General features: G+C 69.0%; 23 protein-coding genes. 8 read left to right on the top strand and 15 right to left on the bottom strand.

The window, feature by feature from the left end; translation table 11 throughout:
* Positions 1-104: 104 nt before the first annotated feature.
* The 3 genes from BDK89_RS02680 to BDK89_RS02670 all read left to right on the top strand — a co-directional run bounded on the left by BDK89_RS02680 (position 105) and on the right by BDK89_RS02670 (position 3,303).
* Positions 105-953, top strand: a complete 849-nt coding sequence (locus BDK89_RS02680) for a YceI family protein (RefSeq protein WP_133867485.1) — start codon at positions 105-107, stop codon at positions 951-953.
* A 300-nt stretch (positions 954-1,253) separates the two neighbouring features.
* Entirely contained in the window at positions 1,254-2,321 is a 1,068-nt protein-coding gene (locus tag BDK89_RS02675) for a DUF2817 domain-containing protein (RefSeq protein ID WP_166657333.1), read from the top strand.
* Positions 2,322-2,394: 73 nt separating this feature from the next.
* The gene (locus BDK89_RS02670; protein WP_133867483.1) at positions 2,395-3,303 is read left to right on the top strand and encodes an LLM class flavin-dependent oxidoreductase; all 909 of its coding nucleotides are present in this window, start codon (positions 2,395-2,397) and stop codon (positions 3,301-3,303) included.
* Here the strand turns inward: BDK89_RS02670 and BDK89_RS02665 are convergent.
* The 5 genes from BDK89_RS02665 to BDK89_RS02645 all read right to left on the bottom strand — a co-directional run bounded on the left by BDK89_RS02665 (position 3,294) and on the right by BDK89_RS02645 (position 8,617).
* On the bottom strand, positions 3,294-3,563 hold the full coding sequence (locus tag BDK89_RS02665; RefSeq protein WP_133867482.1) for a hypothetical protein: 270 nt from the start codon (positions 3,561-3,563) through the stop codon (positions 3,294-3,296). The genes BDK89_RS02670 and BDK89_RS02665 overlap by 10 nt on opposite strands.
* A 42-nt stretch (positions 3,564-3,605) precedes the next feature.
* On the bottom strand, positions 3,606-4,892 hold the full coding sequence (locus BDK89_RS02660; RefSeq protein ID WP_133867481.1) for a cation:proton antiporter: 1,287 nt from the start codon (positions 4,890-4,892) through the stop codon (positions 3,606-3,608).
* A gap of 189 nt (positions 4,893-5,081) precedes the next feature.
* Positions 5,082-5,906 carry a phytanoyl-CoA dioxygenase family protein gene (locus BDK89_RS02655; RefSeq protein WP_133867480.1) on the bottom strand — a complete coding sequence of 275 codons (825 nt, stop codon included), beginning with the start codon at positions 5,904-5,906 and terminating at the stop codon, positions 5,082-5,084.
* Between the two features lie 220 nt (positions 5,907-6,126).
* Positions 6,127-7,347: an acetyl-CoA C-acetyltransferase gene (locus BDK89_RS02650; protein WP_133867479.1), complete on the bottom strand. Its 1,221-nt coding sequence runs from the start codon at positions 7,345-7,347 to the stop codon at positions 6,127-6,129.
* Between the two features lie 439 nt (positions 7,348-7,786).
* Positions 7,787-8,617, bottom strand: coding sequence for a DODA-type extradiol aromatic ring-opening family dioxygenase (locus BDK89_RS02645; RefSeq protein ID WP_133867478.1), 831 nt, complete (start codon positions 8,615-8,617; stop codon positions 7,787-7,789).
* A 358-nt stretch (positions 8,618-8,975) separates the two neighbouring features.
* Between BDK89_RS02645 and BDK89_RS02640 the strand changes: the two genes are divergently transcribed.
* From BDK89_RS02640 to BDK89_RS02625, 4 genes are all read left to right on the top strand, one after another.
* Positions 8,976-10,175, top strand: coding sequence for a S1C family serine protease (locus BDK89_RS02640; RefSeq protein WP_133867477.1), 1,200 nt, complete (start codon positions 8,976-8,978; stop codon positions 10,173-10,175).
* Between the two features lie 60 nt (positions 10,176-10,235).
* Positions 10,236-11,039, top strand: coding sequence for an SDR family NAD(P)-dependent oxidoreductase (locus BDK89_RS02635; RefSeq protein WP_133867476.1), 804 nt, complete (start codon positions 10,236-10,238; stop codon positions 11,037-11,039).
* A gap of 65 nt (positions 11,040-11,104) precedes the next feature.
* The gene (locus BDK89_RS22520) at positions 11,105-11,479 is read left to right on the top strand and encodes an OB-fold domain-containing protein (protein WP_133867475.1); all 375 of its coding nucleotides are present in this window, start codon (positions 11,105-11,107) and stop codon (positions 11,477-11,479) included.
* On the top strand, positions 11,476-12,615 hold the full coding sequence (locus BDK89_RS02625) for a thiolase family protein (protein ID WP_133867474.1): 1,140 nt from the start codon (positions 11,476-11,478) through the stop codon (positions 12,613-12,615). The genes BDK89_RS22520 and BDK89_RS02625 overlap by 4 nt, the downstream gene beginning before the upstream one ends.
* Positions 12,616-12,624: 9 nt before the next feature.
* Here the strand turns inward: BDK89_RS02625 and BDK89_RS02620 are convergent, their stop codons facing one another.
* The 6 genes from BDK89_RS02620 to BDK89_RS21560 all read right to left on the bottom strand — a co-directional run bounded on the left by BDK89_RS02620 (position 12,625) and on the right by BDK89_RS21560 (position 18,309).
* A complete protein-coding gene (locus tag BDK89_RS02620) occupies positions 12,625-14,181 on the bottom strand; it encodes a class I adenylate-forming enzyme family protein (protein WP_133867473.1) in 1,557 nt (518 codons plus the stop codon).
* 43 nt (positions 14,182-14,224) lie between these two features.
* The gene (locus BDK89_RS02615) at positions 14,225-15,451 is read right to left on the bottom strand and encodes a cytochrome P450 (RefSeq protein WP_133867472.1); all 1,227 of its coding nucleotides are present in this window, start codon (positions 15,449-15,451) and stop codon (positions 14,225-14,227) included.
* Positions 15,452-15,473: 22 nt separating this feature from the next.
* Positions 15,474-16,739 (bottom strand): cytochrome P450, encoded by a 1,266-nt coding sequence (locus BDK89_RS02610; RefSeq protein ID WP_133867471.1) that lies wholly within the window; start codon positions 16,737-16,739, stop codon positions 15,474-15,476.
* A gap of 95 nt (positions 16,740-16,834) precedes the next feature.
* Positions 16,835-17,581 (bottom strand): hypothetical protein, encoded by a 747-nt coding sequence (locus BDK89_RS02605; protein ID WP_133867470.1) that lies wholly within the window; start codon positions 17,579-17,581, stop codon positions 16,835-16,837.
* 31 nt (positions 17,582-17,612) lie between these two features.
* Positions 17,613-18,089 (bottom strand): RNA polymerase sigma factor, encoded by a 477-nt coding sequence (locus tag BDK89_RS02600; protein ID WP_208293939.1) that lies wholly within the window; start codon positions 18,087-18,089, stop codon positions 17,613-17,615.
* Positions 18,090-18,141: 52 nt separating this feature from the next.
* Entirely contained in the window at positions 18,142-18,309 is a 168-nt protein-coding gene (locus tag BDK89_RS21560; protein ID WP_166657332.1) for a hypothetical protein, read from the bottom strand.
* A 102-nt stretch (positions 18,310-18,411) separates the two neighbouring features.
* On the opposite strand from BDK89_RS21560, the gene BDK89_RS22515 reads away from it, so the two are divergent.
* Positions 18,412-20,577: a winged helix-turn-helix domain-containing protein gene (locus BDK89_RS22515; RefSeq protein WP_133867469.1), complete on the top strand. Its 2,166-nt coding sequence runs from the start codon at positions 18,412-18,414 to the stop codon at positions 20,575-20,577.
* A 19-nt stretch (positions 20,578-20,596) separates the two neighbouring features.
* Here BDK89_RS22515 and BDK89_RS02590 read toward each other — a convergent pair whose 3' ends face one another.
* Genes BDK89_RS02590 through BDK89_RS02575 form a run of 4 tightly spaced genes read right to left on the bottom strand, consistent with a single transcriptional unit; the run spans position 20,597 to position 24,446 of the window.
* Complete coding sequence (locus tag BDK89_RS02590) at positions 20,597-20,926, bottom strand: DUF1294 domain-containing protein (RefSeq protein WP_133867468.1); 330 nt, start codon at positions 20,924-20,926, stop codon at positions 20,597-20,599.
* A 19-nt stretch (positions 20,927-20,945) separates the two neighbouring features.
* A complete protein-coding gene (locus tag BDK89_RS02585) occupies positions 20,946-22,175 on the bottom strand; it encodes a dihydrolipoamide acetyltransferase family protein (protein WP_133867467.1) in 1,230 nt (409 codons plus the stop codon).
* Complete coding sequence (locus BDK89_RS02580) at positions 22,172-23,185, bottom strand: alpha-ketoacid dehydrogenase subunit beta (RefSeq protein ID WP_133867466.1); 1,014 nt, start codon at positions 23,183-23,185, stop codon at positions 22,172-22,174. The genes BDK89_RS02585 and BDK89_RS02580 overlap by 4 nt, the downstream gene beginning before the upstream one ends.
* A gap of 1 nt (position 23,186) precedes the next feature.
* The gene (locus BDK89_RS02575; RefSeq protein WP_133870948.1) at positions 23,187-24,446 is read right to left on the bottom strand and encodes a thiamine pyrophosphate-dependent dehydrogenase E1 component subunit alpha; all 1,260 of its coding nucleotides are present in this window, start codon (positions 24,444-24,446) and stop codon (positions 23,187-23,189) included.
* Positions 24,447-24,475 lie beyond the last annotated feature (29 nt).

Here is a 24,475-nt window from a genome sequence, read left to right as displayed (position 1 = left end):
GCGGGCACACGGAAGAATCGGTGGAAGGCGTGCGAATCTGCTGTTCGTCCCATCCACCACCCACTTCGCCCCGAACGACGGGCACGACCCGAGGGAGACACCCGATGACCGAAGCCTCCAACAACCGCAAACGCCTGCTGCTGATCGGCGGTGGACTCGTCGCACTCGGCGTGGTCGCCTTCATCGCCTTCGCCGTGTGGTTCCTGCAAGACGACGCCCCCGACGAGGTGGCGATCGACAGCGCCGCCGCCCAGGTGGCCGCCGGCGCCGAGACCACCGACGACACCACGAGCGACAGCACCACCGACGACACCACGGCGGCGACCGACGCACCGTCGACCGACGGCACGACCGCCACGACCGGCGCCGACTCGACCGACGCCCCTGCGGCCGATGGCGACCTGAGCGGCACGTGGAGCGTCGACACCTCGATCGGTGAGTTCAGCTTCGCCGACTCGACCGGCACCTTCGTCGGGTTCCGGGTCCAGGAAGAACTGTCGAGCATCGGTTCGACGACGGCGGTCGGACGCACGCCCGAGGTGAGCGGCACGCTGGTCATCGACGGCTCGACGATCACCGAGGTGTCGGTCGAGGCCGACATGACATCGATCACCACCGACGACAGCCGTCGCGACAATCGGGTGCAGAGCGCCCTCAACACGTCGGAGAACCCCACTGCCACGTTCGTGTTGACCTCACCGATCACGCTCGACGACGCCGCCTTCGACGGCGAACCTGTCACGCTCGACGCGGCCGGCGATCTCACGATCAACGGCGTGACGCAGTCGGTGACGTTCCCGCTCACGGCGCAGCTCGTCGAGAACACGATCGTGGTCGTGGGCTCGCTCGACGTCGTCTTCGCCGACTACGACGTCGAGGTGCCGAGCGCACCGATCGTCGTCTCGGCCGAGGACAACGGACCGATCGAGCTCCAGCTGTTCTTCACCCGCTGACGCCACCCACTCTCCTCCCCCCGGGTGCCCCGGCCGACCGTCCATCGTGACGGCCCGGCCGGGGCACCGCCGCGCCCGGCCCGATCTCGGCGGCTCCGGTTGCGGAAACCTCACCCGCATTCGCCGAGAACTCCCCGACCGGTGACGAGTTGATCTCGGCGGCCTCGCTTGCGGAAACCGCACCCAGGTTCACCGAGAACTCCCCGACCGGTGACGAGTTGATCTCGGCGGCTCCGCTTGCGGAAACCGCACCCAGGTTCACCGAGATCCGGCGCGGCGGCGGGGAGTAGGTTCGCTCGGGTGATCGCACCGCTGTCCCGTTCGTACGCCGACGCTCGCGCCGCCTTCCTCGATGCCGCGGCCACGGCACAGGCTCGCATCCGATCGTTCCCGCATCCGCTGACCGGGCTCGAGGACGAGGAACTCTTCGTCGATGTGGCCGAAGTCGGACCCGCCGACGCCGAGCACGTGGTGATCGTCGTGTCCGGCACGCACGGCGTGGAGGGCTACCTCGGTTCGGCCCTGCAGCGCCACCACCTGGAGACGTACGACACCGATCGCGACGGCGGTGCTGCGATCGTCTTCGTGCATGCGCTCAACCCGTACGGCTTCTCCTGGGTCCGCCGGGTCAACGAGGACAACGTCGATCTCAACCGCAACTTCGTCGACTGGTCGCAGCCGACGCCGACGAACGACGACTACGCCGATCTGGCCGACGCCCTCGTGCCCGGTGACTGGTCGGCGGAGACGCAGGAACGCACCTTGCTCGAGCTGATGGGCAAGGTCGAGTCACTCGGTATCGAGCGACTCCAACAGATCGTGTCCGGCGGCCAGTACGAGCACCCGACCGGCGTGTTCTACGGTGGCACCGGACCCACCTGGTCGAACGACTGGCTGCGATCGTTCATGCACGATCGACTCGACGGCGGCTCCCGAGCGGCGATCATCGACCTGCACACCGGCCTCGGGCCGTGGGGCCACGGCGAACTGATCTCGAGCGAACGCCCGGACAGCGACGGGTTCGACCGGCAACAAGCGTGGTGGGGTGACGTGATCTCGATGGCCGACGACGCCAGCGTCTCGGCCGATCTCAGCGGTGACTGGCTCGGAGCGGCCCCCGAGTTCGCCGGCGACACCGAGATCACCGGGATCGCGATCGAGTACGGCACCGTCGATCCGATCACCGTGCTGCAGAGCCTGCGCGCCGATGCCGTGCTCCACGGGCACCGCGACCCGACCGCCGACGACGCGGTCGAAGTGCGCGACCAGGTCCGGGCCGCGTTCCTCGACGACGACCCGTCCTGGCTCGAGACCTGCCTGCCGCGGTACCACTCGGTCGTCACCGCCGCCTTGGAACAACTCGGCTGATCCCCGCCTGCTGCGCGATGGAGCTGCCGCCCGGGATCGGGCCCGCCGACGGCGCACGGGTACGGTCGGCGGCATGACCGACCGCATGCCTTCCGTCTCGCTCGCCGCCACACCGGGCAAGCGAACCCGCACGATCGCCATGGCCACCGAGATCGAGGCGGCGGGGTTCACCGGCATCTACTGCCCGTCGTTCGGTGATGCCATCGGCCTCTGCCTGTCGATCGCCCACACGACCGAGACGCTGCACGTCGGCACGTCGATCCAACCGATCTACCTCCAGCACCCCATCGCACTGGCGACGTCGGCGACCTACCTCCACGAGGTCTCGGGCGGCCGGTTCCGACTCGGCGTCGGCGTCACCCACGGCCCGGTCGTCAAGCGGCTCGGCGTCGACACGGGCAAGCCGCTCTCCGACATGCGCGAGTACGTGACGACGATGCGGGCCGCCGCCGAGCGGATGGGCGACCTGCCCCCGATCGACCTGGCGACCCTGCGCGACAAGATGGTCGACCTCTCCGTCGAGGTCGGCGACGGCGCTGTGTGGGCGAACGCGTCACGCAGTCGGATGGCGCACTCGCTGGGGCTGGTGCCCGACGCCCGACTCGGCGACGGATTCCGCATCGGGAACATGATCCCCACCGTCATCGACGACGATCTCGAAGCGGCCCGGGCCCGCAACCGGGCGACGCTGAAGGGCTACGTGGCGCTGCCGAACTACCGCAACTACTGGATCGATGCCGGCTACGCCGACGAGATGCACGCAGCGAAGGCAGCTCTCGACGCCAAGGACGACGCCGCACTGATGGTCGCCATGTCCGACGCCTGGCTCGACGACTGCACGCTGTCCGGTCCGGCCGGACGGGTCCGCGACGGCATCGACGCCTGGTTCGACGCCGGCGTCACCGACCCGATCATCGTGCCGTCCTCGACGAGCGGCGGCCAGGCCAAGGCGGTCGAGGAACTCGTCGCCGCCTACGCCTGAGTGTCGAGGTCGGCGCGCGACCAGCTCACCGACCCAGGGCGCTGGCCCTTCATCTTCGGGGTCGCGGCCAGCCGACCGACGAACAGAGCGGTGTCGTCCGGCAGGCGCCACTTGATGTCGTGATAGAGCTCCGACTGGGTGAACTCGGTCTCGACCAGTGCGTGCGATGACGACAGGCGTTGCTCGACGCCCAGATCGTCGAGCTCGATCTCGTCGAGCCCGACCTCGGGGTCGACGACGACGGAGTAGGTCGCAGCCATGGTTCGCCTGTCCCCCGAGAGGCGCCGAGCGAAACCGGTGAGTCAGACCTTCGGGGCCCGATGGAGCGACCATCGCACCCGCCGGTCTCGCACCTCGGCCGACTCGGGCATCGCGTCGCGTTCGTGGTCGGGCATCGCTGCATACCACTCGCCGTACCGGTGGGCGCCCCAGGTCGCCGTCGCTCCGTGGGCCACCACGCTCGCCACGACGGTCCAGGCGATGATCGCGAACAGCTCGTCGGCATCGGACAGCCCTTCGGCGACGCCTTCTTCCAGCAGCTGCAGACCGAACAGCATCGACGCCAGGCCACGCGGGCCGAACCAACCGATGAACAACTTGGTCTGTGGCGCCGCACCCATACCCGTCATCGCGACGGCCACCGGGGCCATCCGCATCACCGTCAGGGCCAGCACGGCGCTCGCCACGACGGCGACCGTCGTGTCGCCGACGGCCTCGACGACGAACAGATTGCCGAACACGAAGAAGGACGCGATCGCGAGCAGGCGGCCGGTGTCCTCGGTGTACTCGTCGTACTCCTCGGCCTTCTCGCGTCCAGTGGCAGCCCCGAATGCGAGTCCGGCGGTGAACGCAGCGATGAACCCGTTGGCGCCGGCGACTTCCGAGCCGGCGAAGGCGAGCACGGCGATCGACAGGGTGGCGAGCTGGGCGTAGATGCCCTGGACGAGGCCGTGACGGTGGGCCCGCACGAGCAGTGCGCCGCCGACCAGTCCGCAGGCGACGCCGATGACGACCCCGAGCCCGATCTGTTCGACGATGAATCGGCCCCAGAAGCCCGGCTTCGTCTCCTCGCCCGTGGCCAGAGCGATGAACAGCAGCACGGCCGGAACGGCGAGACCGTCGTTCAGACCCGATTCGACGTTGAGACCCTGACGGACCCATTTCGGCACCGACCGGTCCTCGACCACGGCCTGGCCGAGCGCGGCATCGGTCGGCGACAGGATCGCTGCGACGAGCGCCGCTTCCCAGCCGGACAATCCGGGGATGAGGAGCGCGAACAGAACGGCACCGAGCAACACCGTGAGCGGGAGCCCGATGAGGAGGAGGCGCGCCGGCAGCCCGACCTGGCGTTCGAGCGAGCGGACGTCCATGCGAGCCGAATCGCCGAACAGGATGATCGCCAGGGTGATCTCGCCGAGGACGGCGACGCCCTCGGTCTCGACGGCGAGTTCGACGACACCGAACCAGTCGGTGAGAGCGCCCGCCGCGACGAAGACCATCGGCATCGTGAGCGCCATCGATGCGACGCGCCGCGACACCAAGGCGAACGCGATGATCATCCCTGCGATGACGGCGATGTCGGCTTCCATCCGGTCCTCCTGATCGGCGCCGCAAACGTAGCCGAGCACCACCGCGGTCGGTCAGGTCCGCGGGTCAGGTGCCAGAGGTGACGACTCGCCCGCTGGGCGAGGCGTTACCAACGGTCGCCTGACTCCGGGGCCCTGTGGTCCGGCCCGACGACTCGTTCCCTCCGGTTCGCGCACCCACCCCGGGGTCGGTCAGAAGCTGGGGCCAGTGGTGGTGCCGGGGTGGACGGCCTCGAGCGGGTCGAGGGTGTCGCCGTAGTAGCCGAGCGCGATCGCCGCTCGCGAGTAGCCGGCGAGCTTCGCCAACTCGACAGGGAGATCGCGAGCCTGTTCCGGCGGACACGACAAGTACTGATTCTCCTCTTGGCGGAGCCATCCGAGGCAGTAGTCGATGTTGATGCCGGTCCGCCGAGCGTCGGAGTCGTTCGTGCCCGCACCATGAATGAGCGAACCCGTGTACAGCACGACCGACCCCTTCGGCATCTCGGCCGAGACGGTCTCGTCGTCGGCGCCCTTGCGCTCGGGGTCCCAGCGGTGACTCCCGGGGATCACCCGTGTCGCACCGTTCTCCACGCTGAAGTCGACACCGGCCCAGATGGTGGAGACCTCGACCTCGAAGCCGACCGGGAACGGATAGAAGTCCCACGCCCATTGATCGCGATGCAACATCTGCTTCGGAGAGCCCGGACCGACGTCGATGACCTGGGTGAGATGGAGCTGATAGGTGCTCGCTCGTTCACCGAGCACGCGATCGCAGACGCCGATGACGAGGGGATGCATCACGAGATCGTGCGACGCGGTCGACCGGGTGAGGAGGCTGCCGGTCCGACGGGTGTTGTGTCCCATGAAGTCGTCGATACCGGTCGGCGTCGCCTCGATGTGCGGCTCCATCTCGGTGAGTACGGCGTCGATCACCGACTCGGGCACCGCCCGCTCGACGATCGCGACTCCGTCGGCAGCCAACGCCGCCGCGACCTCGTCGGCCGACGACTCCACCGTGAACCGTTGAATCCCCATGCCCCGAGTCTGCCCGACGAGCACCGCGGGTCAGGTGCCAGAGGTGACGACTCGCCCTCTGGGCGAGGCGTTACCGGCAGTCACCTGACTCCGGTGTCCTCGAGTTGGCCAAGCGGCTCGAGCGAGTGGGTTCGCGCACCCGTCCCGGGTCAGGTGATCTCCGGTAACGGCTCGTTTCTCGCCGTCACCTCCGACACCCGACCCGAAGCTGGTTGGTCGCTCAGACTCGTTCGATGATGATGGCGGGGGCCATGCCGCCGCCGGCGCACATGGTGATCAGGCCGACCTGCTGGTCGGTGCGCTCGAGCTCGTCGAGCACGGTGCCGATCAGGATCGCTCCGGTCGCCCCGATGGGATGGCCGAGCGCCATCGCGCCGCCGTTCACGTTGACCTTGTCGCGATCGAGTTCGAGGTCGCGGATGAACTTCTCCGCGACGACGGCGAACGCTTCGTTGACTTCGAAGATGTCGATGTCGTCGAGCGTCATCCCGGCTCGAGCGAGCACCTTCTTCGCTGCCGGCACCGGGGCGTTCAACATCAGCGTCGGGTCGTCGCCCATGTTCGCCGTGGCGACGACCCGCGCACGCGGCTTCAGGCCGTGCTGCTTCGCGTAGTCGTCGCTCGCCCACAAGATTGCCGCCGCGCCGTCGACCACGCCGGACGAGTTGCCGGCGTGGTGGACGTGCTGGATGTCGAGGTCGGGATAGCGCTGGTTGATCAGCTCGCGGAACGTCGGCTCACCCGGGTACGCCATGTCGGCGAGCTTCTCGAAGCTCGGCGGCAGCTGCGCGAGCGACTCCATCGTCGTGTTGGGCCGCGGGAACTCTTCGCGGTCGAGCGCCACCGAGCCGTCGGGGTTCAGCACCGGGATCAGGCTCTTGTCGAATCGACCCTCGTCGATCGCACGGGCCGCACGGTTCTGCGACTCGACGGCGAGTGCGTCGAGTGCGTCGCGATCGATGCCCTCGATCGTGGCGATCGCGTCGGCGCACACCCCCTGGTTCGATTGCGGATGCAGATCACGGAGGTGCTCGTTCAGGGCACCCATCGGGAGCATGTTCGGGTGCTTGATCGACATCATCTCGGTACCGCCGCCGACGACGAGGTCTTCCATGCCGGCCATGATCGAGTGCGCGGCGAGGTTGTTGGCGGTGATACCAGATCCACAGAAGCGGTCGAGGGTGACACCACTGGCGGTGATGTCGTAGCCGGCATCGAGCGCCGCCATGCGCCCGAGGTCGCCGCTCTGCGGACCCTGCTGTGCGCTGGTTCCCCAGATCACGTCGTCGACGTCGGCGGTGTCGAACCCGTTGCGGTCGACGAGGGCCTCGAGCACGGTGCGCGCCAGGTGCTGCGGGTGCAGGTGGGCGAGAGCGCCTTTGCCCTGTTTCCCGATCCCGCGCGGGGTCCGAACCGCATCGATGATGTACGCGTCGGCCATGTGTTGCTCCTGTTCATCCGGGTTGACGCTTCGCAGTCTTTCGCGACGCGGTGGTCACCCGAGAGTCGGAGCACACGACGTCAGGCGTTGTGGCGCGGCGTCTCGCGGTTGGTTGCCACGACCGCCATGGTGACCACGATCCCGCCGACCACCACCGTGGTCACGACGTAGCGGGGGCGCCGGCTCGTCGAGCGACGTGCCGAGGAAGCAGACCGTCGATCCGAACTGCGGTAGAAGGGAGCAAGCATGCCTGTGCACACGCACGACGACGCCGTTGATCACGGGTCGACTGGAGATATATCGGCAGGCCGGTCGACGCGTCGCGCGACGAACCAAACGCAGACGTTGAGCCGGTCATCGTTGCGCCCGTCGGGGCCGCCCTTCCCTTCGAGAGCTGACCGGCCCGCCCTGGTCGTGCCGGGCCGAGCCGCTCGACTCCTCAGGCCATCGCTGCGATGGGTTCGCCGATGCGGTAGCCCGACGAGGCGGTGTGCCCACCCATGAACCCGTCCTCGTGATACTGGCGCACACCCGGCTCGTCCTCGGCGGCGCCGACGGCGACGAGTAGCGGGATGAAGTGGTCTTCGCGCGGATGGCAGACACGGGCGCTCGGCGCCTTGGCCCAGTCGAGCAGACGTTCGCTGCGCTCGGCGCCGGTGAACTCGACCATCGTCTCGGTGAGCCAGTCGTCGAACTCGATCGACGGACCGCTCGACGCCGGTCCGAACTTCGACAGGTCGTGGAAGCTCGGCAGTCCGCTCCCGACGATCAGAACGCCTTCGTCGCGCAGCGGTGCGAGCGCGCGGCCGGCGGCGAGGTGTGCCGCCGGGTCGTAGCCGCGCAGCATCGACAGCTGGAACACGGGCACTTCGGCGTCGGGGTACATCACGTACAGCGGTGCGAACACACCGTGGTCGAAGCCGCGGTTCGGGTCGGCGGCGGCGGGGAGTCCGGCGTCGGCGAGGAGCTGCTGGGTTCGTTCGGCGATCGCCGGTGCGCCGGGTGCCGGGTATTGGATCTGGTACGTGAAGTCGGGGAAGCCGCCGTAGTCGTACAGCATCGGCGGGTTCGGGCTGGTCTGCACGGTGAACGCGTGCTGCTCCCAATGCCCGCTGATGACGAGGACGGCCTTCGGGGCCACACCGGCCTCGCTCGGGATCGCCTGGAGCGACTGCTCGAGCGGAGCCCAGTCGACGGGCATCAGGTCTTTGATCCAGGGCCATGGTCCGCCACCGTGGGAGATGGCGTAGACGGGAAGTCGGTTCGTCATGGGGGCTCCGTTCCACCGGGTTCGAGCAACTGTTCAATTCTGAACTATATCGTCCCGATCGGTCCGTCACCCGCTCACCCGACACCACCCGACACCACAACCCACCCGGACGCCCAGGCGATTAAATCCACCAGGCGTCCACCCGTGGACACCCAGGCGATTTAATCCACCAGGCGTCCGCACCCCACCCGACGCCACAACCCACCCCGGACACCCAGGCGATTAAATCCACCAGGCGTCCACCCGTGGACACCCAGGCGATGTAATCCACCAGGCGTCCGGGAGGTGGGGGTGGATTCACAGCGAACTCTGTGGTGGGTCTTGCGGGGCTCTTGGGTTCACGGCGCACGGTGTGGTCATGGCAACCCCCGGAACCGCCCACACCGATACCGTCCACACGGGCTTCGACCGCCCCCAGCTCGACCCCGCCCGAACCGCCGACGCCGCGCCCGAACCCGCCGAACGCTTCGATCCCGCCCGACCCGAAGCAACCGGACTCGGCGGCACCCGGCCCGACGCAACCGGTCTCGGCGGCACCACACGCGGCCGAACCGATCCTGACCCGAGCGAGCTCGAACCCGCTACCGGGACCGGCACAGAGGCGGACCTCGAACCTGACGGCGACGACGTGTGGTGGCCCGCCGCGCCGCGACCCGTCGCCGGTGAGCCGCTCGCTCCTCCCCCGCCGCCACCGCTCCATCACACCACCCGGCGCGAGGGAGGCGATCCGCGGCCACGGCGCCGCACCCGCCCATGGGGCGTGATCGCGCTCGCGGCGCTCACGGTCGGGGCGTCCGTGTTCGGTGGTGCGGCGGCCGGCTACCTCGCCGCGTCGGCCGACGACGACACGTCGGCCGCTGCGACGACCGCCACCGCGTTGGCGACGTCGGCGACGACGGCCGATCTCGACGTCGCCGCGGTGATCGACCTCGTCGACCAATCGGTCGTCTCGGTGAGCACCACCGTCGAGACGGTGCTCCGCACGCCACGCGGCGACGTCGTGCAGCAGGGCGAAGGCGCCGGCACCGGTGTGGTGATCGACGCGGTGAACGGGCTGATCCTGACCAACGCCCACGTCGTCGACGGCGCGACGACCGTCGAGGTGACGCTCGATGCCGACACGACGCCTCGCGCCGCCACGTTGATCGCGAGCGATGCCGCGTCCGATGTCGCGGTCCTGCGGGTCGACGACACCACCGGCTTGGTCGCCGCCGAGACCGCGTCGGCCGACACGGTCGACGTCGGCGATTCGGTGATCGCCGTCGGCAACGCGCTCGCCCTCGAGGGCAGCATGACCGTGACGAGCGGCATCGTGTCGGCGATGGATCGTTCGATCGCCACCGACTCCGGCACGCTGACGGAGCTGATCCAGACCGACGCCGCCATCAGCTCCGGCAACTCGGGTGGCCCACTCGTCAACGCGGACGGTCAGGTCATCGGGATCAACACCGCCGTGGCGTCGAGCGGCGGCACGATCCAGGCATCCAACATCGGCTTCGCGATCTCGATCGATCACGCCCTCGGCATCGTCGACCAACTCTTGGCCGGCAGCGCCTGACGGGCTGATCGTGGCGGAAGGCCCTGGATCCCGCCCGGGGCCTTCCGTACGGTCGGAGGTATGGATGTGAACGGCAAGAACTGGATCGTGACCGGCGGCGGCAACGGCATCGGCCGTGAAGTGGTCGTGGAGCTGCTGCGGCGGGGCGCCGGTGTCGCTGCGGTCGACCTGCGCGCCGACTCGCTCGCCGAGACGGCCGAACTGGCTGGCGCAGCGGCGAAGTTGGCCACGTTCGAGCTCGACATCACCGACCGAAACGCCGTGTTCGCGCTCCCCGATCGCGTCGTGGCCGAACTCGGCCCGATCGACGGGTTGATCAATGTCGCCGGCATCATCCAACCGTTCATCCCGTTCGCCGAACTCGACGAGGACACGATGCGACGGGTCGTCGACGTCAACCTGTGGGGCACGATCCACCCGATCCGCGCGGTGCTCCCCCACCTGCTCGACCGCCCCGAAGCGCACATCGTCAACGTGTCGAGCATGGGCGGCTTCCTCCCAGTGCCCGGCCAGACCGTGTACGGCGCCAGCAAGGCCGCGGTGAAGCTGCTGACCGAGGCGTTGTGGACCGAGCTCCGTGAGACGAACATCGGGGTGAGCGTCGTGATGCCCGGCGGCGTCAGCACCGACATCACCACCAACTCTGGCGTCGACATGCCGGCCGACGCGGACGCGAACGAGTCGAAGTTCCCGATGACGACACCGAACGAGGCAGCGAAGCAGATCATCGCCGGCATCGAGAAGAAGCGGTTGCACGTCTACATCGGCAAGGACAGCAAGGCGATGGGCGCGCTCGTCCGGCTGGCGCCCAAGCAGGCTGCCAAGCTGATCCAGCGCCAGATGAAGGATCTGCTGCAGCGCTGACGCCGCCGTCCGGCCCCGGCGGCGCGAGGCGTCGTCACTACGCTCCCGGGCATGGGAGCGAAACCGTGACCACGGTGCCGGACCCTCGTCCGAGCGCCGATCCGGAGCATCCGGGCAGCGTGCGTGGATCACGATGCGCGGCCTGCGGCCATGCGTCATGGTGGGCCAGCCCCCGTTGCCCCTCCTGCGGCGGCACGCTCGCCCCGACGACGTTCGGACCTCGGGGCGTCGTCTGGTCGTCGACCGTGGTTCGCGTTCCGGTGCCGGGTCGCACGCCGCCCTACGCCGTTGCCTACGTCGACCTCGACGACGGTCCCCGACTGCTCGCCCACGTGCGCCAACCCACCGACGCCGTCGACCGCGTCGCGCCGGGTACACCGGTCGAAGTCGTGGGGACGACCGACGCCGGCGACCCGCTCGTCGAGATCGTGACGTCATGACGACAGCGGCGATCCTCGGCGTCGGCACGTCGCTGTTCGGCAAGCAGCCCGACCTGCACCCGTCCGAACTCGTGTGGCGTGCGGTCGACGAGGCGCTGCGATCGGCCGAGATCGCCCCCGCCGACCTCGACGCCGTCTATCTCGGCACGGTGTTCGGCGCACCAGGCGTCGCACAGCGGGCGCTCCACGCGCTCGGCGTCGTCGGCGTGCCGATCATCACGGTCGAGAACGCCTGCGCCAGCGGCACGACCGCACTCCACGAGGCAGCAGAGGCGGTGCGACTCGGCCGGTGGGAGCACGTGCTCGCCGTCGGGGTCGAGAAGATGACCGATCAGTTCGCCGGCGCGATCCACCCCGAGTCGACCGACATCGAGGGCCGCACCGGTCTCGCTCTCCCGAGCCTGTACGCGATGGCGGCCACCCGCTACCAGCACGAGTACGGACTCACCGATGCCGAGTTGGCGATGGTCGCCGAGAAGAACCATGCGCATGCGCGGTTCAACGAGCGGGCGCAGCATCGAACGCCGCACACGGTCGAGGAGATCCTGGCGTCTCGCATGATCGCCGATCCACTGACCCTCCTCCAGTGCTGCCCGATCGCCGACGGAGCCGCAGCCGCCGTCGTCGGGCGGACCACGCCAGGTCGCCGCTCGGTGACGATCCGGTCGTCGGTGCTCCGATCCGGCCGGCTGTGGGACCACCGCAGCCAGCACGTCTGGGGGTTCGACGTCATCCGCGACACCGCTGCCGAGGCGTACGAGCTGGCCGGCGTCGCACCGTCCGACATCGACGTGTTCGAGTGCCACGACGCGTTCACCATCGGCGAGATCGTCACGACCGAAGCAATCGGACTCGCCCCGGTCGGCGAGGGGGCGCGTCTGCTGCACGACGGGCACACCCGGGTGGGTGGGCCGCAGCCGGTCAACCCGTCGGGAGGGCTGCTGTCGCGCGGTCATCCACTCGGCGCGACCGGTCTGGCCCAGGTGGCCGAACTGACGTGGCAGCTCCTCGGTCGAGCGGGTGACCGCCAAGTGGACGGCGCCCGCCTCGCCGTCGTCGAGACGATGGGTGGCGGCGTCGCCGGCATCGACGGCAACGCGTGTGCGGTCGCCGTCCTCGAGGGGCCGTCGGCCTGACCGACTGCGTCAGTTGCCCGCGACGCGACGGTCGTGGCCGGCCCAGTAGGGCTCGCGGAGCACCTTGCGCTGCAACTTGCCGACCGGGCTCTTCGGCAGGTCGTCGTGACGGAACTCGACCCGTGACGGCTTCTTGTAGCTGCCGAGTCGGTCGGTACACAGGCGGATGACCTCGGCGGCGAGATCGTCGCTGGCCTCGTGTCCGTCGGCGAGGACGCACAGTGCGATGGGCGTCTCGCCCCAACGGTCGTCGGGAGCGGAGACGACGGCGACCTCGACGACGGCCGGATGATCCTGGATCACGTTCTCGAGTTCGGCGGGCCAGATGTTGTAACCGCCGGAGATGATCATGTCGTCCTTGCGGTCGAGCACGTAGAGGTAGGCGTTCTCGTCGAGCATCCCGACGTCGCCGGTCAGCACGAACCCGTCGCTCGTCATCCGGGCGGCGGTGGCCTCGTCGTCGCCCCAGAAGCCGAGCATCTTACCGTCGCACTTGATGGCGATCTCGCCTTCCTCACCGAGCGGCAACACGGTCTCGGGATGTTCCGGGTCGCGGATCTGTAGGTAGGCGAACGGCAGTGCCCGGCCGGCGGAGCGCAGCGGGTTCGAACCGTCGACCTCTGAGAACCATTCCTCGGGACCCATCATGCAGACCGGGAGCGCCTCGGTCTGCCCGTACCCCTGATACAGCACGTCGCCGAACACCTCGCGGCCGAGCAGCGCCGTCTCGTCGGTGATCGGCGCCCCGCCGATCTGGATGACGCGCAGGCTCGACCAATCGCGACCGCTCGCCGACGGCTCACGGGCGAGAGCGTTGAGCATCGCCGGCACGGCGAACATGTAGCCGATCCGTTCGCGCTCCATCACCTCGATCGTGTCGGCCGGGTCGAAGTGGTCGAGCAACACATTGCAGCCGCCGCTCAGCCACGTCGGCGTGTAGAGGTAGCCCGAGCCGTGGGAGATCGGACCGACGTGCAGGCAGGCGTCGCCGACCTGCATCGGCGGGAAGTTGTAGAACCAGTCACGGCCGGCGGCGATCCACGACCGATGGGAGTAGGCGACGCCTTTCGACTTCCCGGTCGTGCCACCGGTGTGCCGGATGATGTACCAGTCGTCGGGGTCGATCTCGACGTGGGGGTCGACCGCCGACTGCTCGGCCAGCCATGACTCGTAGCCGTCGCCTCGGACCATCACGTGTTCGAGCGACGGCACACGCTCGCGGACACCGTCGAGGTCGACGGCGTGGTTCGCACTCACCACGACCGCCCGACATCCGGTGTGCGACAGCATGTGGTCGTGACTCTCGATGCTGTTGCGGGCGTAGAGCGGCACCCGGACGAGACCGGCGATCGCTGCGCCGGCGAAGAAGTCCTGCGCCTCGACCGAGTTGTCCTCCAGCACGCCGACGCGATCGCCGGGTTGCAGGCCGAGCGCGAGCAGCCCGTTGGCCATCCGCACGCCGCGATCCCACGCCTCCGCGAACGTGAGCCGCCGCTCGCCGTGGACCACGGCAGTGCGGTGCTGGTTGAACTGCGCCGACTGGCGCATGAGTCCGGTGACGTCCATCGTTGATCCCCCTCGTTCGTGCTGGTCGTCGTCGCAGAGTCGGTCAGCCCGGCCGCAGCGCGACCGGGAGTTCGGTGAGCCCCCTCGAGAGCATCGTCGGATGCCACGTGAGTTCGGCCGGATCGACGGCCAGGGCCGCCTCCGGGCATCGGTCGATCAGCGCACGGATCGCCAGCTGGCCTTCGAGTCGCGCCAGCGGAGCGCCGAGGCAGTAGTGGATGCCGACCCCAAAACCGAGGTGGCTCGCCGGGTTGCGTTCGATGTCGAACCGGTCGGGCTCGTCGTAGACGTCGGGATCACGGTTGGCCGCGGCATTGATCAGGAAGACACGATCGCCCGGCTCGAGGACGGCCTCGTCGATGGTGTGGCGTTCGGCGACCAGGCGCATCGTGGCGCGTGCCGGTCCGTCGAAGCGCAGCATCTCCTCGATCGCCGGGCCGATGCGGTCGGGTTCGCTGGTGAGCAGCGCTCGCTGATCGGGGTTCGTCAGCAGCGCCAACGTGCCGTTGCCGATCAGGTTGGTCGTCGTCTCGTGGCCGCCGAACAGCAAGAGCGTGCAGGTGGCGACGAGTTCGTCACGGCTCAGTGCATCGTCCCCTTCGTGTTCGAGCAGGACGCTCATCAGGTTGTCAGCCGGATGCGCCTCGTAGTACTCGATGAGGCCGACCAGGTAGTCGCGCAGCTCGATCATGCCGCGGGCGCCGGTGGCGAACCGGTCGGCCCGGCCGTACGCGCCGAACACGAGCGCCGTGATCTGATCGGACCACGCCTTGAACAGTCGGCGATCGTCGGGCGGCACGCCCAGCATCTGTGCGATGACGATCGCCGGGAGCGGCGCCGCGAACGCGTCGATGAGATCGACCGTCTCGTGATCGGCGAGGTCGGCGGCCAGCTGATCGACCGTGGCGGAGACACCGTCGACGTTGGCCTTCACCACCGACGGGGTGAACGCTCTCGCCACGAGTCGGCGGAGCCGTGTGTGCTCGGGCGGGTCGCGGAACACGAGCCAGTTCTCGAGGATCCGAAAGGTCTCGACGACCTCCTCGGACGGCGCCTGTTGTTCGATCGAGCGCACGAACGGCGAGATCCGTTCGGCCGTGAGGTTCGGACCCCGCAGTTCGGCCGACACGTCGGCGTGGCGGGTCAGCACCCAGGCGCGATGCCGTTCGTTCCAGCAGACCGGTTCGGTGTCGCGCAGTGCACCGAAGGCGGCGTACGGGTCGTTGACGGCGAGCTCGCCGACGAGGTCGAGGTCGTCTGCTCCGGACATCGAACTGGTCGATCGGGCTCGGTCAGCTGGTGCCGATCGGTGCGCTCGGTGTGAAGCGCACCGGCAGGCGTTTGATGCCCGCCACGAGCGGGATGCCCTGCGACTCGAGCGGCACCGGGTCGCCGGCGACCTCGAGGTCGGGCAGGCGAGCGAACAGCTCGCGGAACACGACCGCGACCTCGCGACGGGCCAGGTGGGCACCGAGGCAGAAGTGCGGGCCGGGCCCACCGAAACCGACGTGCTGGTTCGGCTGACGGAGCACGTCGAACGACTCCGGGTTCTCGAACACGCGCGGGTCTCGGTTGGCGGCGCCGTAGAAGAGCACCATCCGGTCGCCTTCGCTGACGGCGTGGTCGCCCAGCATCTGGTCTCGGGTCGAGGTGCGACGCATGAAGGTGACGGGCGACGCCACTCGGACGATCTCCTCGACGGCGGTCGGGGTGACGCCGGGGACGTCGGCCCGCCAGATCTCACGCTGGTCGGGATTGCGTGAGAGCAGATCGACGCCGTACGTGATCGCGTTCCGGGTCGTGTCGTTGCCGGCGACGGCGAGGAGCACGAAGAACGAGGTGATCTCGGCCGGCGTGAGCAGGTCTTCGGACAGGTCGTTGTGGACGAGCTTCGAGGTGAGGTCGTCGGTCGGGTTCGCCCGGCGCTCCTCGATCAGCTCACCCATCAGGGTGGCGAGCGACATGCCGGCCTCGATCAGCTTCTCGATGCCGCCGTCTTCGCCCATGAACTCGGGGTCGCCGCCGCCGAGGATGACGTTCGTCGCGTCGAGCACCGTCTTGAACTCGCTGCGCGGGATGCCCATCATGTCGCAGATGATGAGCAGCGGGAACGGCTGCGAGAGCACCTCGACGAGGTCGACCTCGCCCCGTTCGCAGAAGTCGTCGATGACCTCGGTGCAGATCGTCTCCACCATGTCGAGGACGCCGGCGAGCTCGGTCGGCGTGAACGTCTTGGCGACGATGCGACGCTGATGGGCGTGCCTCGGGTTGTCCATGTTGATGAACCCGCCGAAGAACTCGAGCATCTCCATCGGCAGGTCGAACAGCGCAGTCGCCCCTTTGCCCGAGCAATAGTCGTTCGGGTTCTTGCTCACCGCGGCGACGTCCTCGTAGCGCGTGAGCGCGTACACCGTGTCCTCGGTGTCGGTGAGCATGTTGTGCACGGGCACCGGGAGCACCGGCCCTTGCTCGCGCAGTTCGGCGAACTGGGCCATGCGGGCGTCGAGGGGCTGGTGCCAGAACGTCGACTCGGCGAGGCGACTGGGGGCGATGGGCATCGGTTTCCTCCGGGAAGACGGCGAACGGCCTCAGTTTCGCCGATCGCCCCGACCCGCGTCGTATCGGGCGGGCCACCCCGGGATCGGTCGCAGCGTCAGTCGTCGTCGTCGAGTTCGGTGTCGTCGAGTTCGGTGTCGTCGAGTTCGGTGTCGTCGTCGTCGGCGCAGGCGCTGCGGTCGAACTGCTCCTTCAGGGCGTCGCGCTCGTCCTTCGACATCTTCCCGGCCCACGGCGGCTTGCCCTTGCACGGATCATCGGCATGCTTCGTCTGACCGGGAGCGTCTCCGGACTTGCCCGGGGCTTCCCCCGACTGGCCCGGCGCTTCTCCCGACCGACCCGGTGCCTCACCCGACTTGCCCGGCGCCTCACCCGACTTGCCCGGAGCGTCACCCGACTTGCCCGGAGCGTCGTCGGTGTCGTCGCCACCGGGTTCGTCGTCGGTCTCCGGATCGTCGTCGGTGTCCGGATCGTCGTCGTCGCCCTTCGGGCACGCGTCTTTCGCCGCCTGCTTGGCGTCCTTGTCCTCGATCTTGGCGGCCTGCGACACGCATGCGCCGCGGTTGCCGCCCTCCGGCACCTCGACCTTGACGACGCCCAACACGTCGTGCGCGACGTTCTGGGCCGGGTCGGGCAACGCCCCCGCCGACGCGAGGCCGGCGGACCCGACGAAGAACCCGAGCACCGCGGCGGCAGCGATCGCTGCCGGGCCGAAGCGGCGCGGTGCCGTCGCCGGCACGGCCACATCGGCCCGGCGGAGATGCGCAGCGCGCACCTCCGGATCGATCGACTGGCGGCCGAGCGCCGCGAGACGCTCTTCCGTGTGGTCGGATTCGTGGCTCATGTCCCGGTCAACGATCGACCGGCCGAAAAGGTCACGCGTCGGGTTCGGCCAATCTCGTGCGAAGCTCGTCGAGGCCCCTCGCCTGCAGCATCTTCACCGCGCCGGTCTTCTTCCCGACGATCCTGGCGACGTCGCGAATCGGGAGGTCGGCGACGTAGCGAAGCACGACGACCTCACGCTGTTCGTCGGTGAGCGAACCGAGCGCGGCGACCAGGTCGCCATCGATCGGATCTCCGCCCGTCGACCCGTCGGTCTCGGGCAGCGTGTCGGTGACGACCTCCCGTTCCCGGCGGGCCGACTTCAGTTCATCGACGAGGCGGTGATGGGCGATCGTGAACACCCAGCGGCGGAGCGCTGCATCGTTGCCCCGAAACGACGGCAACGCGCCGGCGACGCTGACGAACACGTCACCGCACGCAGCCTCCGGATCCGACGAGCCACGCCCTCGGAAGTACCCGGTGACGGCAGGCGCCAGATCGTCGTAGATCTCCTCCAGACGGCGCGCCACGACATCAGTGTTCCAGAGCGGCGTCCTCGCGCTGCGGAGGCGGACGAACGCGTCAGCTGCCGAGCGCCGACGACGAGAAGCTGCGGAGCTTCCGCCAGCCCAACCAGACTGCGGCGGCGAGTAGGACGGCGGTGATCAGGAACAGCCAGAGCAGTCCTTCGATGACGGCGCCGACACCGAAGACGAGGGCGGCGAGCAAGAGGATGACCAGGAGAGCCATGGGACGTCTGTACCCCGCCGTCCCTCGACTCATGCCTGCCTCCCCTCCGGCCGCCGCGTTGGCCATCGCGGGTCGTTCTCCGGTCGCGCCTACGCTGACCGCATGGCCGGTCCCCCTGCGGTCGTCACCGCCACCAAGGTCACCCCGCCGCGGCCGCCGCGCCGTTATCTCGGGCGCGCGCGACTGGTCGACCGTCTCGAGGAGTCCGTGCGGGCGGGGCGAGGCGTCGTGCTGGTGAGTGCCCCGGCCGGTTCGGGAAAGTCGACGTTGGTGAACGGGTGGCTCGACGGACGTCCTGGCCAGCCGGCGTGGTTGCAGGTCGACGAGGGCGACGACGACCCGGCGCGTTTCTGGACGTACGTGTCGGCCGCCCTCGCCGACACGGCGCCGGTGTCGCCGGCTTCCGTGGCGGACGCACTGGCGGCCGGGCTCGACGAGGTGGTCGACGTCATGGTGAACACGATCGCCGCAACCGGCGACGAGATCGTGTTGGTGATCGACGACTACCACCTCGTCACGAACCCCGACGTGCACACCAGCGTCGAGCGGCTGATCGGTCTCCGACCGACGAACCTCACGGTGGTCCTGGTGACCCGCTTCGACCCACCCATCCGGCTCGGGCGACTCCGCGTGCGGGACGAGCTGACCGAGGTCCGCGCCGACGATCTGCGTTTCGACGACACCGAAGCGGGTTGGCTCCTCGACGCCGACAACGTCGGGCTCGACCACGATGCCGTCGCTCGGCTCCGGCAACGCACCGAGGGTTGGGCCGCCGGTCTGGTGCTCGCGAGCCTGTCGCTGCGCGACGGGGTCGATCTCGAGGCCTTCGTCGACTCGTTCCACGGTGACGACCAGCTCGTCGCCGACTATCTCGGTGAGGAGTTCCTCGACTCGCTCGACGACGCCGACCTCGAGCGGCTGCTCGACGCATCGGTGCTCGACCGGATGTCGGGACCGCTGCTCGACGCGGTCACCGGGAGTTCCGACGGTGCGATCTGGCTGCAGGCGCTCGCGAGCACCAACCAGCTCGTGATCGCGCTCGACCGCACCGGCACGTGGTTCCGCTTCCATCACCTCCTCCGCGACGTGTTGCGCGTCGAGCTCGAGCGCCGCGACCCGACGCGCCGAGCCGAACTCCATGCCGCAGCCGGGCACGCCTTCGAGGAGCAGGGCGACTACACCGCAGCGGTGGAGCACCTGCTCGCCGCCGGTGCTCGCGTCGAGGCGGCCGATCTCGTCGCCAATCACGCGACGATGCTGCTCAACGTCGGTCGGTCGTACACGGTGAGCCGCTACATCGAGCAGCTCAGCGATCTGCTCGACAGCCACCAGGGCCTCGCGATCGTCCACGGCTGGTTGTCGTTCGTGATGGGGCGGTTCGCCGAGGCCAAGCAGTCCCTCGCGACGGCGAAGCGACTCGACACCGACGGCGTCGAGGCAGGGCTCATCCAGTCGCTCACCGGGATGATCCACCTGGCGGAGGGCGACGTGGCGGGCGGGCTCGCTGCGATCCGGGACGACGTCCCGATGTCCGACCCGACGCACCCGATGGTGCTCGGGGGGATCCGAGTGATGGCCGGCTTGTTCGACGACGCCGTGCCGTACCTCCGCACGGCGAACGAGATGGCGGCCACACGCCCCGACCATTTCGTCGCGGCGGTCACGCCGGTGTTCGAGGCGGTCGCAGCGATCGAAACCGGGCGGAGCGACGCGGCACGAACACTGGCCGACGGGGCGCTGGCCTACGCGGACGACCGCCGGTTGAGTGAGCTGGCACAGGTGTCGCTGGCCCACAGCATCGTCGCCCGCACGTCCGACGGAGAACTCGCCGTCGACGCCGCGGCCCGGGGCGTTCAGCTCGCACGCCGCTCACCGGAGAACGTGATGCTCACCTACGCCCTCGCGAGCGCCGCCGACGTCGGCTTCGCGCACGAGCGACCCGAGGCGGAGGAATGGCTCGCCGAGGCCCGTTCGATCGTCAATCGCTGCGTCGACCCCGGCATCGCCGGCCGCTACCTCGGCCGCGTCGAGGCGCGCCACGGACGAGCCGAACGACCGGCGGTCGACGGCCAGGTCGAGGAACTGACCGAGCGTGAGCTGTCGGTGCTGCGCTACCTCCCGTCGACGCTGTCGCAGCGCGAGATCGCGGCCGAGTTGTACGTGTCGCTGAACACGGTGAAGACCCACTCGAAATCGATCTATCGCAAACTCGGCGTCGACGGTCGCAAGGCCGCCGTTCAGGTAGCCCGCGACAACGGACTGCTCTGACGCCTCGTCCGCCGACCGGTCAGTCCGTGGTGACGACGAGCACCGCCGCCCAGGCCACCGTTGCGATCGTGAGCACGACGGTGAACTCGCGCTTACGGGTCTTGTGACGGAACACGGCACGGCCGGCCCAGGCCCCGACGACACCGCCCGCCAACGCCAGGACGTGCAGCGTCGTCTCCGGCACCCGCCATCCGCCGGTCTTGGCACGCGCCTTGTCCCAGCCGTAGACGGCGAACGTCGTCAGCCCGAGACCGAGCAGCCACGACAGCACCCACCCGATCGACGTGAGCAGGCCGAGGGCTACGGCGAGCGCCCCGCCGACGACGAGGAAGGGCACCGCTCGTTGCATGCCCGAGAGTCTGGCCGAGTCAGCGGTCGTCGACGAAGAGCAGAGCCGGTGTCTCCAGGAGGGTCTTGATGCGTTGCACGAACACGGCGGCGTCCCATCCGTCGACCATCCGGTGATCGAAGCTCGACGACAGGTTCATCATCGAGCGCGGCAGCCAGGCGCCGTCCTGCCAGACGGGCCGGACCTCGATCTTGTTCACCCCGATGATGGCGACCTCGGGCGGGTTGAGGATCGGCGTCGTCACCAGACCGCCGAGCGCTCCGAGGGAGGTGATCGTGATGGTCGAACCGGTCAGCTCGTCTCGGGTAGCACGGCCGTCTCGGGCGGCACCGGTGACACGCCCGATCTCGTCGGACAGGTCGTCCAGGCCCAGTGCCTCGGCGTGGCGCACGACGGGGACCCGGAGACCGTCGTCGGTCTGGGTGGCGACGCCGACGTGGACGGCGTCGAACGTCGTCAGTGTCTCGGCGGCGTGGTCATAGTGGGCGTTGATGTTCGGCTGGTCACGAACGGCGACGACGATCGCGGTGGCGAGGAACGGCAGCAGCGTCAGCCGTGTGGCTCCGTCACGGCCGTTCAACTCGCCGCGCAACCGTTCGAGTTCGGTCACGTCGACGGCATCGACGTAGGTGATGTGTGGGATCTCGGTCCACGCCGACGTGAGTCGTTCGGCGATCCGCCGCCGAACGCCCCGGACCGGCTGGGCCGTACCGGCACCCGATGCGGCGGCAGTCGGACGCGGAGCCGCGCGGGCGGAGCGGCCGGCGATCCGGTCGAGGTCGGCGTGGACGACGCGACCCTCCGGACCGGACCCGTCGACGTCGGCCAGGTCGACGCCCAGGTCCTTCGCACGGGCGCGGACGGCCGGCGCCGCGGTCGGCCTTCGTCCGGCCTCGGCAGAACGGGCCGGAGCGGGCGGCGGTGCAGCCGGCTCCGGCGCAGGGGTCGGGGCCGGGGCAGGCTCCGGTGCAGGATCGTCGTCGGCGGCTTCTTCGGGCGGCACCGCACCGTCGGTGGCGATCTCGAGGAAGTCGGACCCGACGGCGAGGATCTCACCAGGCTCGCCGTGGAGCGCGGCGACCGTGCCGGACATCGGCGCCGAGATCTCGACGGTTGCTTTGTCGGTGAGGACTTCGGCGACGGGCGAGTCGGGGGTGACCTCGTCACCGACGGCGACGAGCCATTCGACCAACTCGGCCTCGGCCACGCCCTCGCCGACGTCGGGCAGCTTCATCGTGAACGAGCTCACGCCTCCATCACCTCCTGCATCGCGCGTCCGACCCGATCGGGGCCGGGGAAGTACGACCACTCGAGCGCATGCGGGTAGGGCGTGTCCCACCCACAGACCCGCACGATGGGTGCTTCGAGGTGGAAGAAGCAGCGCTCCTGCACCGTCGCACTCAGTTCGGCGCCGAAGCCGGAGGTGCGAGTGGCCTCGTGGAGGACGACGCAACGACCGGTCTTGCTCACCGACTCGACGATCGCGTCGACGTCGAGCGGGACGAGCGTGCGCAGGTCGATGATCTCGACGTCGAGGCCCTGCTCCTCGGCCGCGGCCTGCGCCACGTGGACGAGGGTGCCGTAGGTGAGCACCGTCAGGTCGGCGCCCGCACGGTGGATGCGGGCCTTGCCGAGCGGCACGGTGTAGTGGCCGTCCGGCACCTCGCCGAGCGGGTGGTTCGTCCAGGGGACGATCGGCCGATCGTGGTGACCGTCGAAGGGTCCGTTGTAGACCCGCTTCGGTTCGAGGAACACGACCGGGTCGTCGTCCTCGATCGCCGAGATCAGCAAGCCCTTCGCGTCGTACGGGTTCGAGGGGACGACCGTCGTGAGCCCGGCGACGTGGGTGAAGAGTGCCTCGGGACTCTGGGAGTGTGTCTGTCCGCCGAAGATGCCGCCGCCGGTCGGCATGCGAACGACGATCGGCGCCGAGAAGTCGCCCGCCGAACGGTGACGCAGTCGGGCGGCCTCGGACACGATCTGGTCGTAGGCGGGATACATGTAGTCGGCGAACTGGATCTCGACGCACGGCCGGAGGCCGTAGGCGGCCATGCCGATCGCGGCCCCGACGATCGCCGACTCGTTGATCGGTGCGTCGAAGCAACGGTGGTCGCCGAAGCGTTCCTGCAAGCCCTGCGTGCATCGGAACACGCCGCCGAAGAAACCGACGTCCTCGCCGAACACGACCACCCGGTCGTCTCGCTCCATCGCGACCGCATGGGCGTCGCGGATCGCTTCGACCATCGTCATCGTCGGCATGTCATTCACCAACCTGGTCGCGCTGCTCGCGGAGATGACGGGGCAGTTCGGCGTACACGTCGTCGAACATGGTGGACGCGCTCGGCACGACGCCGCTCTTCACGGACCCGTGCGAGTCGGCCTCGGCGAGCGCAGCGTCGATCTCGGCGGCGATCTCCTGCTCGAGCGCGGCGTGCCGCTCGTCGTCCCAGTCACCGTCGACGACGAGGTGCTGCTTGAGGCGGTCGATCGGATCGCCGAGCGGGAACTGTTCGGACTCGTGGTCCGGCCGGTACACCGATGGGTCGTCGGACGTCGAGTGGGCGCCGCGCCGGAGTGTGATCCACTCGAGCAGGGTCGGGCCGAGGTTCGACCGGGCCCGCTGCTCGGCCCACTGTGAGGCCGCGTAGGCGGCGAGATAGTCGTTGCCGTCGACGCGAATGGCCGGGATGCTGAAGCCGTATCCACGGTCGGCGAAGGTGGCGGACGCGCCGCGGGCGAAGTCTTCGGGGGTCGAGATCGCCCAGTGGTTGTTGACGATGTTCAAGATCACGGGTGCCTGGTACGTGGACGCCATGACGAGCGCCGCGTGGAAGTCGTTCTCGGCCGACGATCCCTCACCGATCCAGGCCGACGCGATCGCCGTGTCGCCACGCATCGCCGACGCCATCGCCCACCCGACGGCTTGCGGGAACTGGGTTGCGAGGTTGCCCGAGATCGAGAAGAAGCCGTGCGACTTGGCGGAGTAGAGCACCGGCAGCTGACGCCCCTTCAGCGGGTCGTGCTCGTTCGACAGGATCTGGTTCATCATCTGCACGATCGGGTAGCCGCCGGCGATGAGCAGACCCTGCTGTCGGTAGGTCGGGAAGTGCATGTCGCCCGGACGCAGTGCTCGCTTCTGGCTACACGCGATCGCCTCTTCCCCGAGCGCCTGCATGTAGAACGAGATCTTGCCCTGGCGGTGGGCTCGCAACATGCGGGCGTCGAACGCCCGGACGGTCATCATGTCGCGCAGCCCGGTGAGCTTGTCGTCGAACGACAGGTCGGGTACCCACTCACCGACGGCTCGGCCGTCGTCGTCGAGCACCCGCACCATCTGCTTGCGCATCAGCGCGACCCGTTCGACCTTCTCGTCGAGATCGGGCTTCTTCATCTCGCCCGCCTTCGACACGTACCGCACCTGATCGGCGGGTTGATGTCCTCGGGCAGGTTGCGGAATCCGGAGGCTGAGGCCGGATGACGGTGCGTGCGCGTCTGACGAGTTCCCCACGGCGCCGAGCATCGCGCACGCAGTGGCCGCCCGCCAGGGCA

Source organism: Ilumatobacter fluminis (assembly GCF_004364865.1).
In the GTDB taxonomy this organism is placed as follows: domain Bacteria; phylum Actinomycetota; class Acidimicrobiia; order Acidimicrobiales; family Ilumatobacteraceae; genus Ilumatobacter; species Ilumatobacter fluminis.
This window is presented reverse-complemented; position numbering and strand designations above follow the sequence as displayed.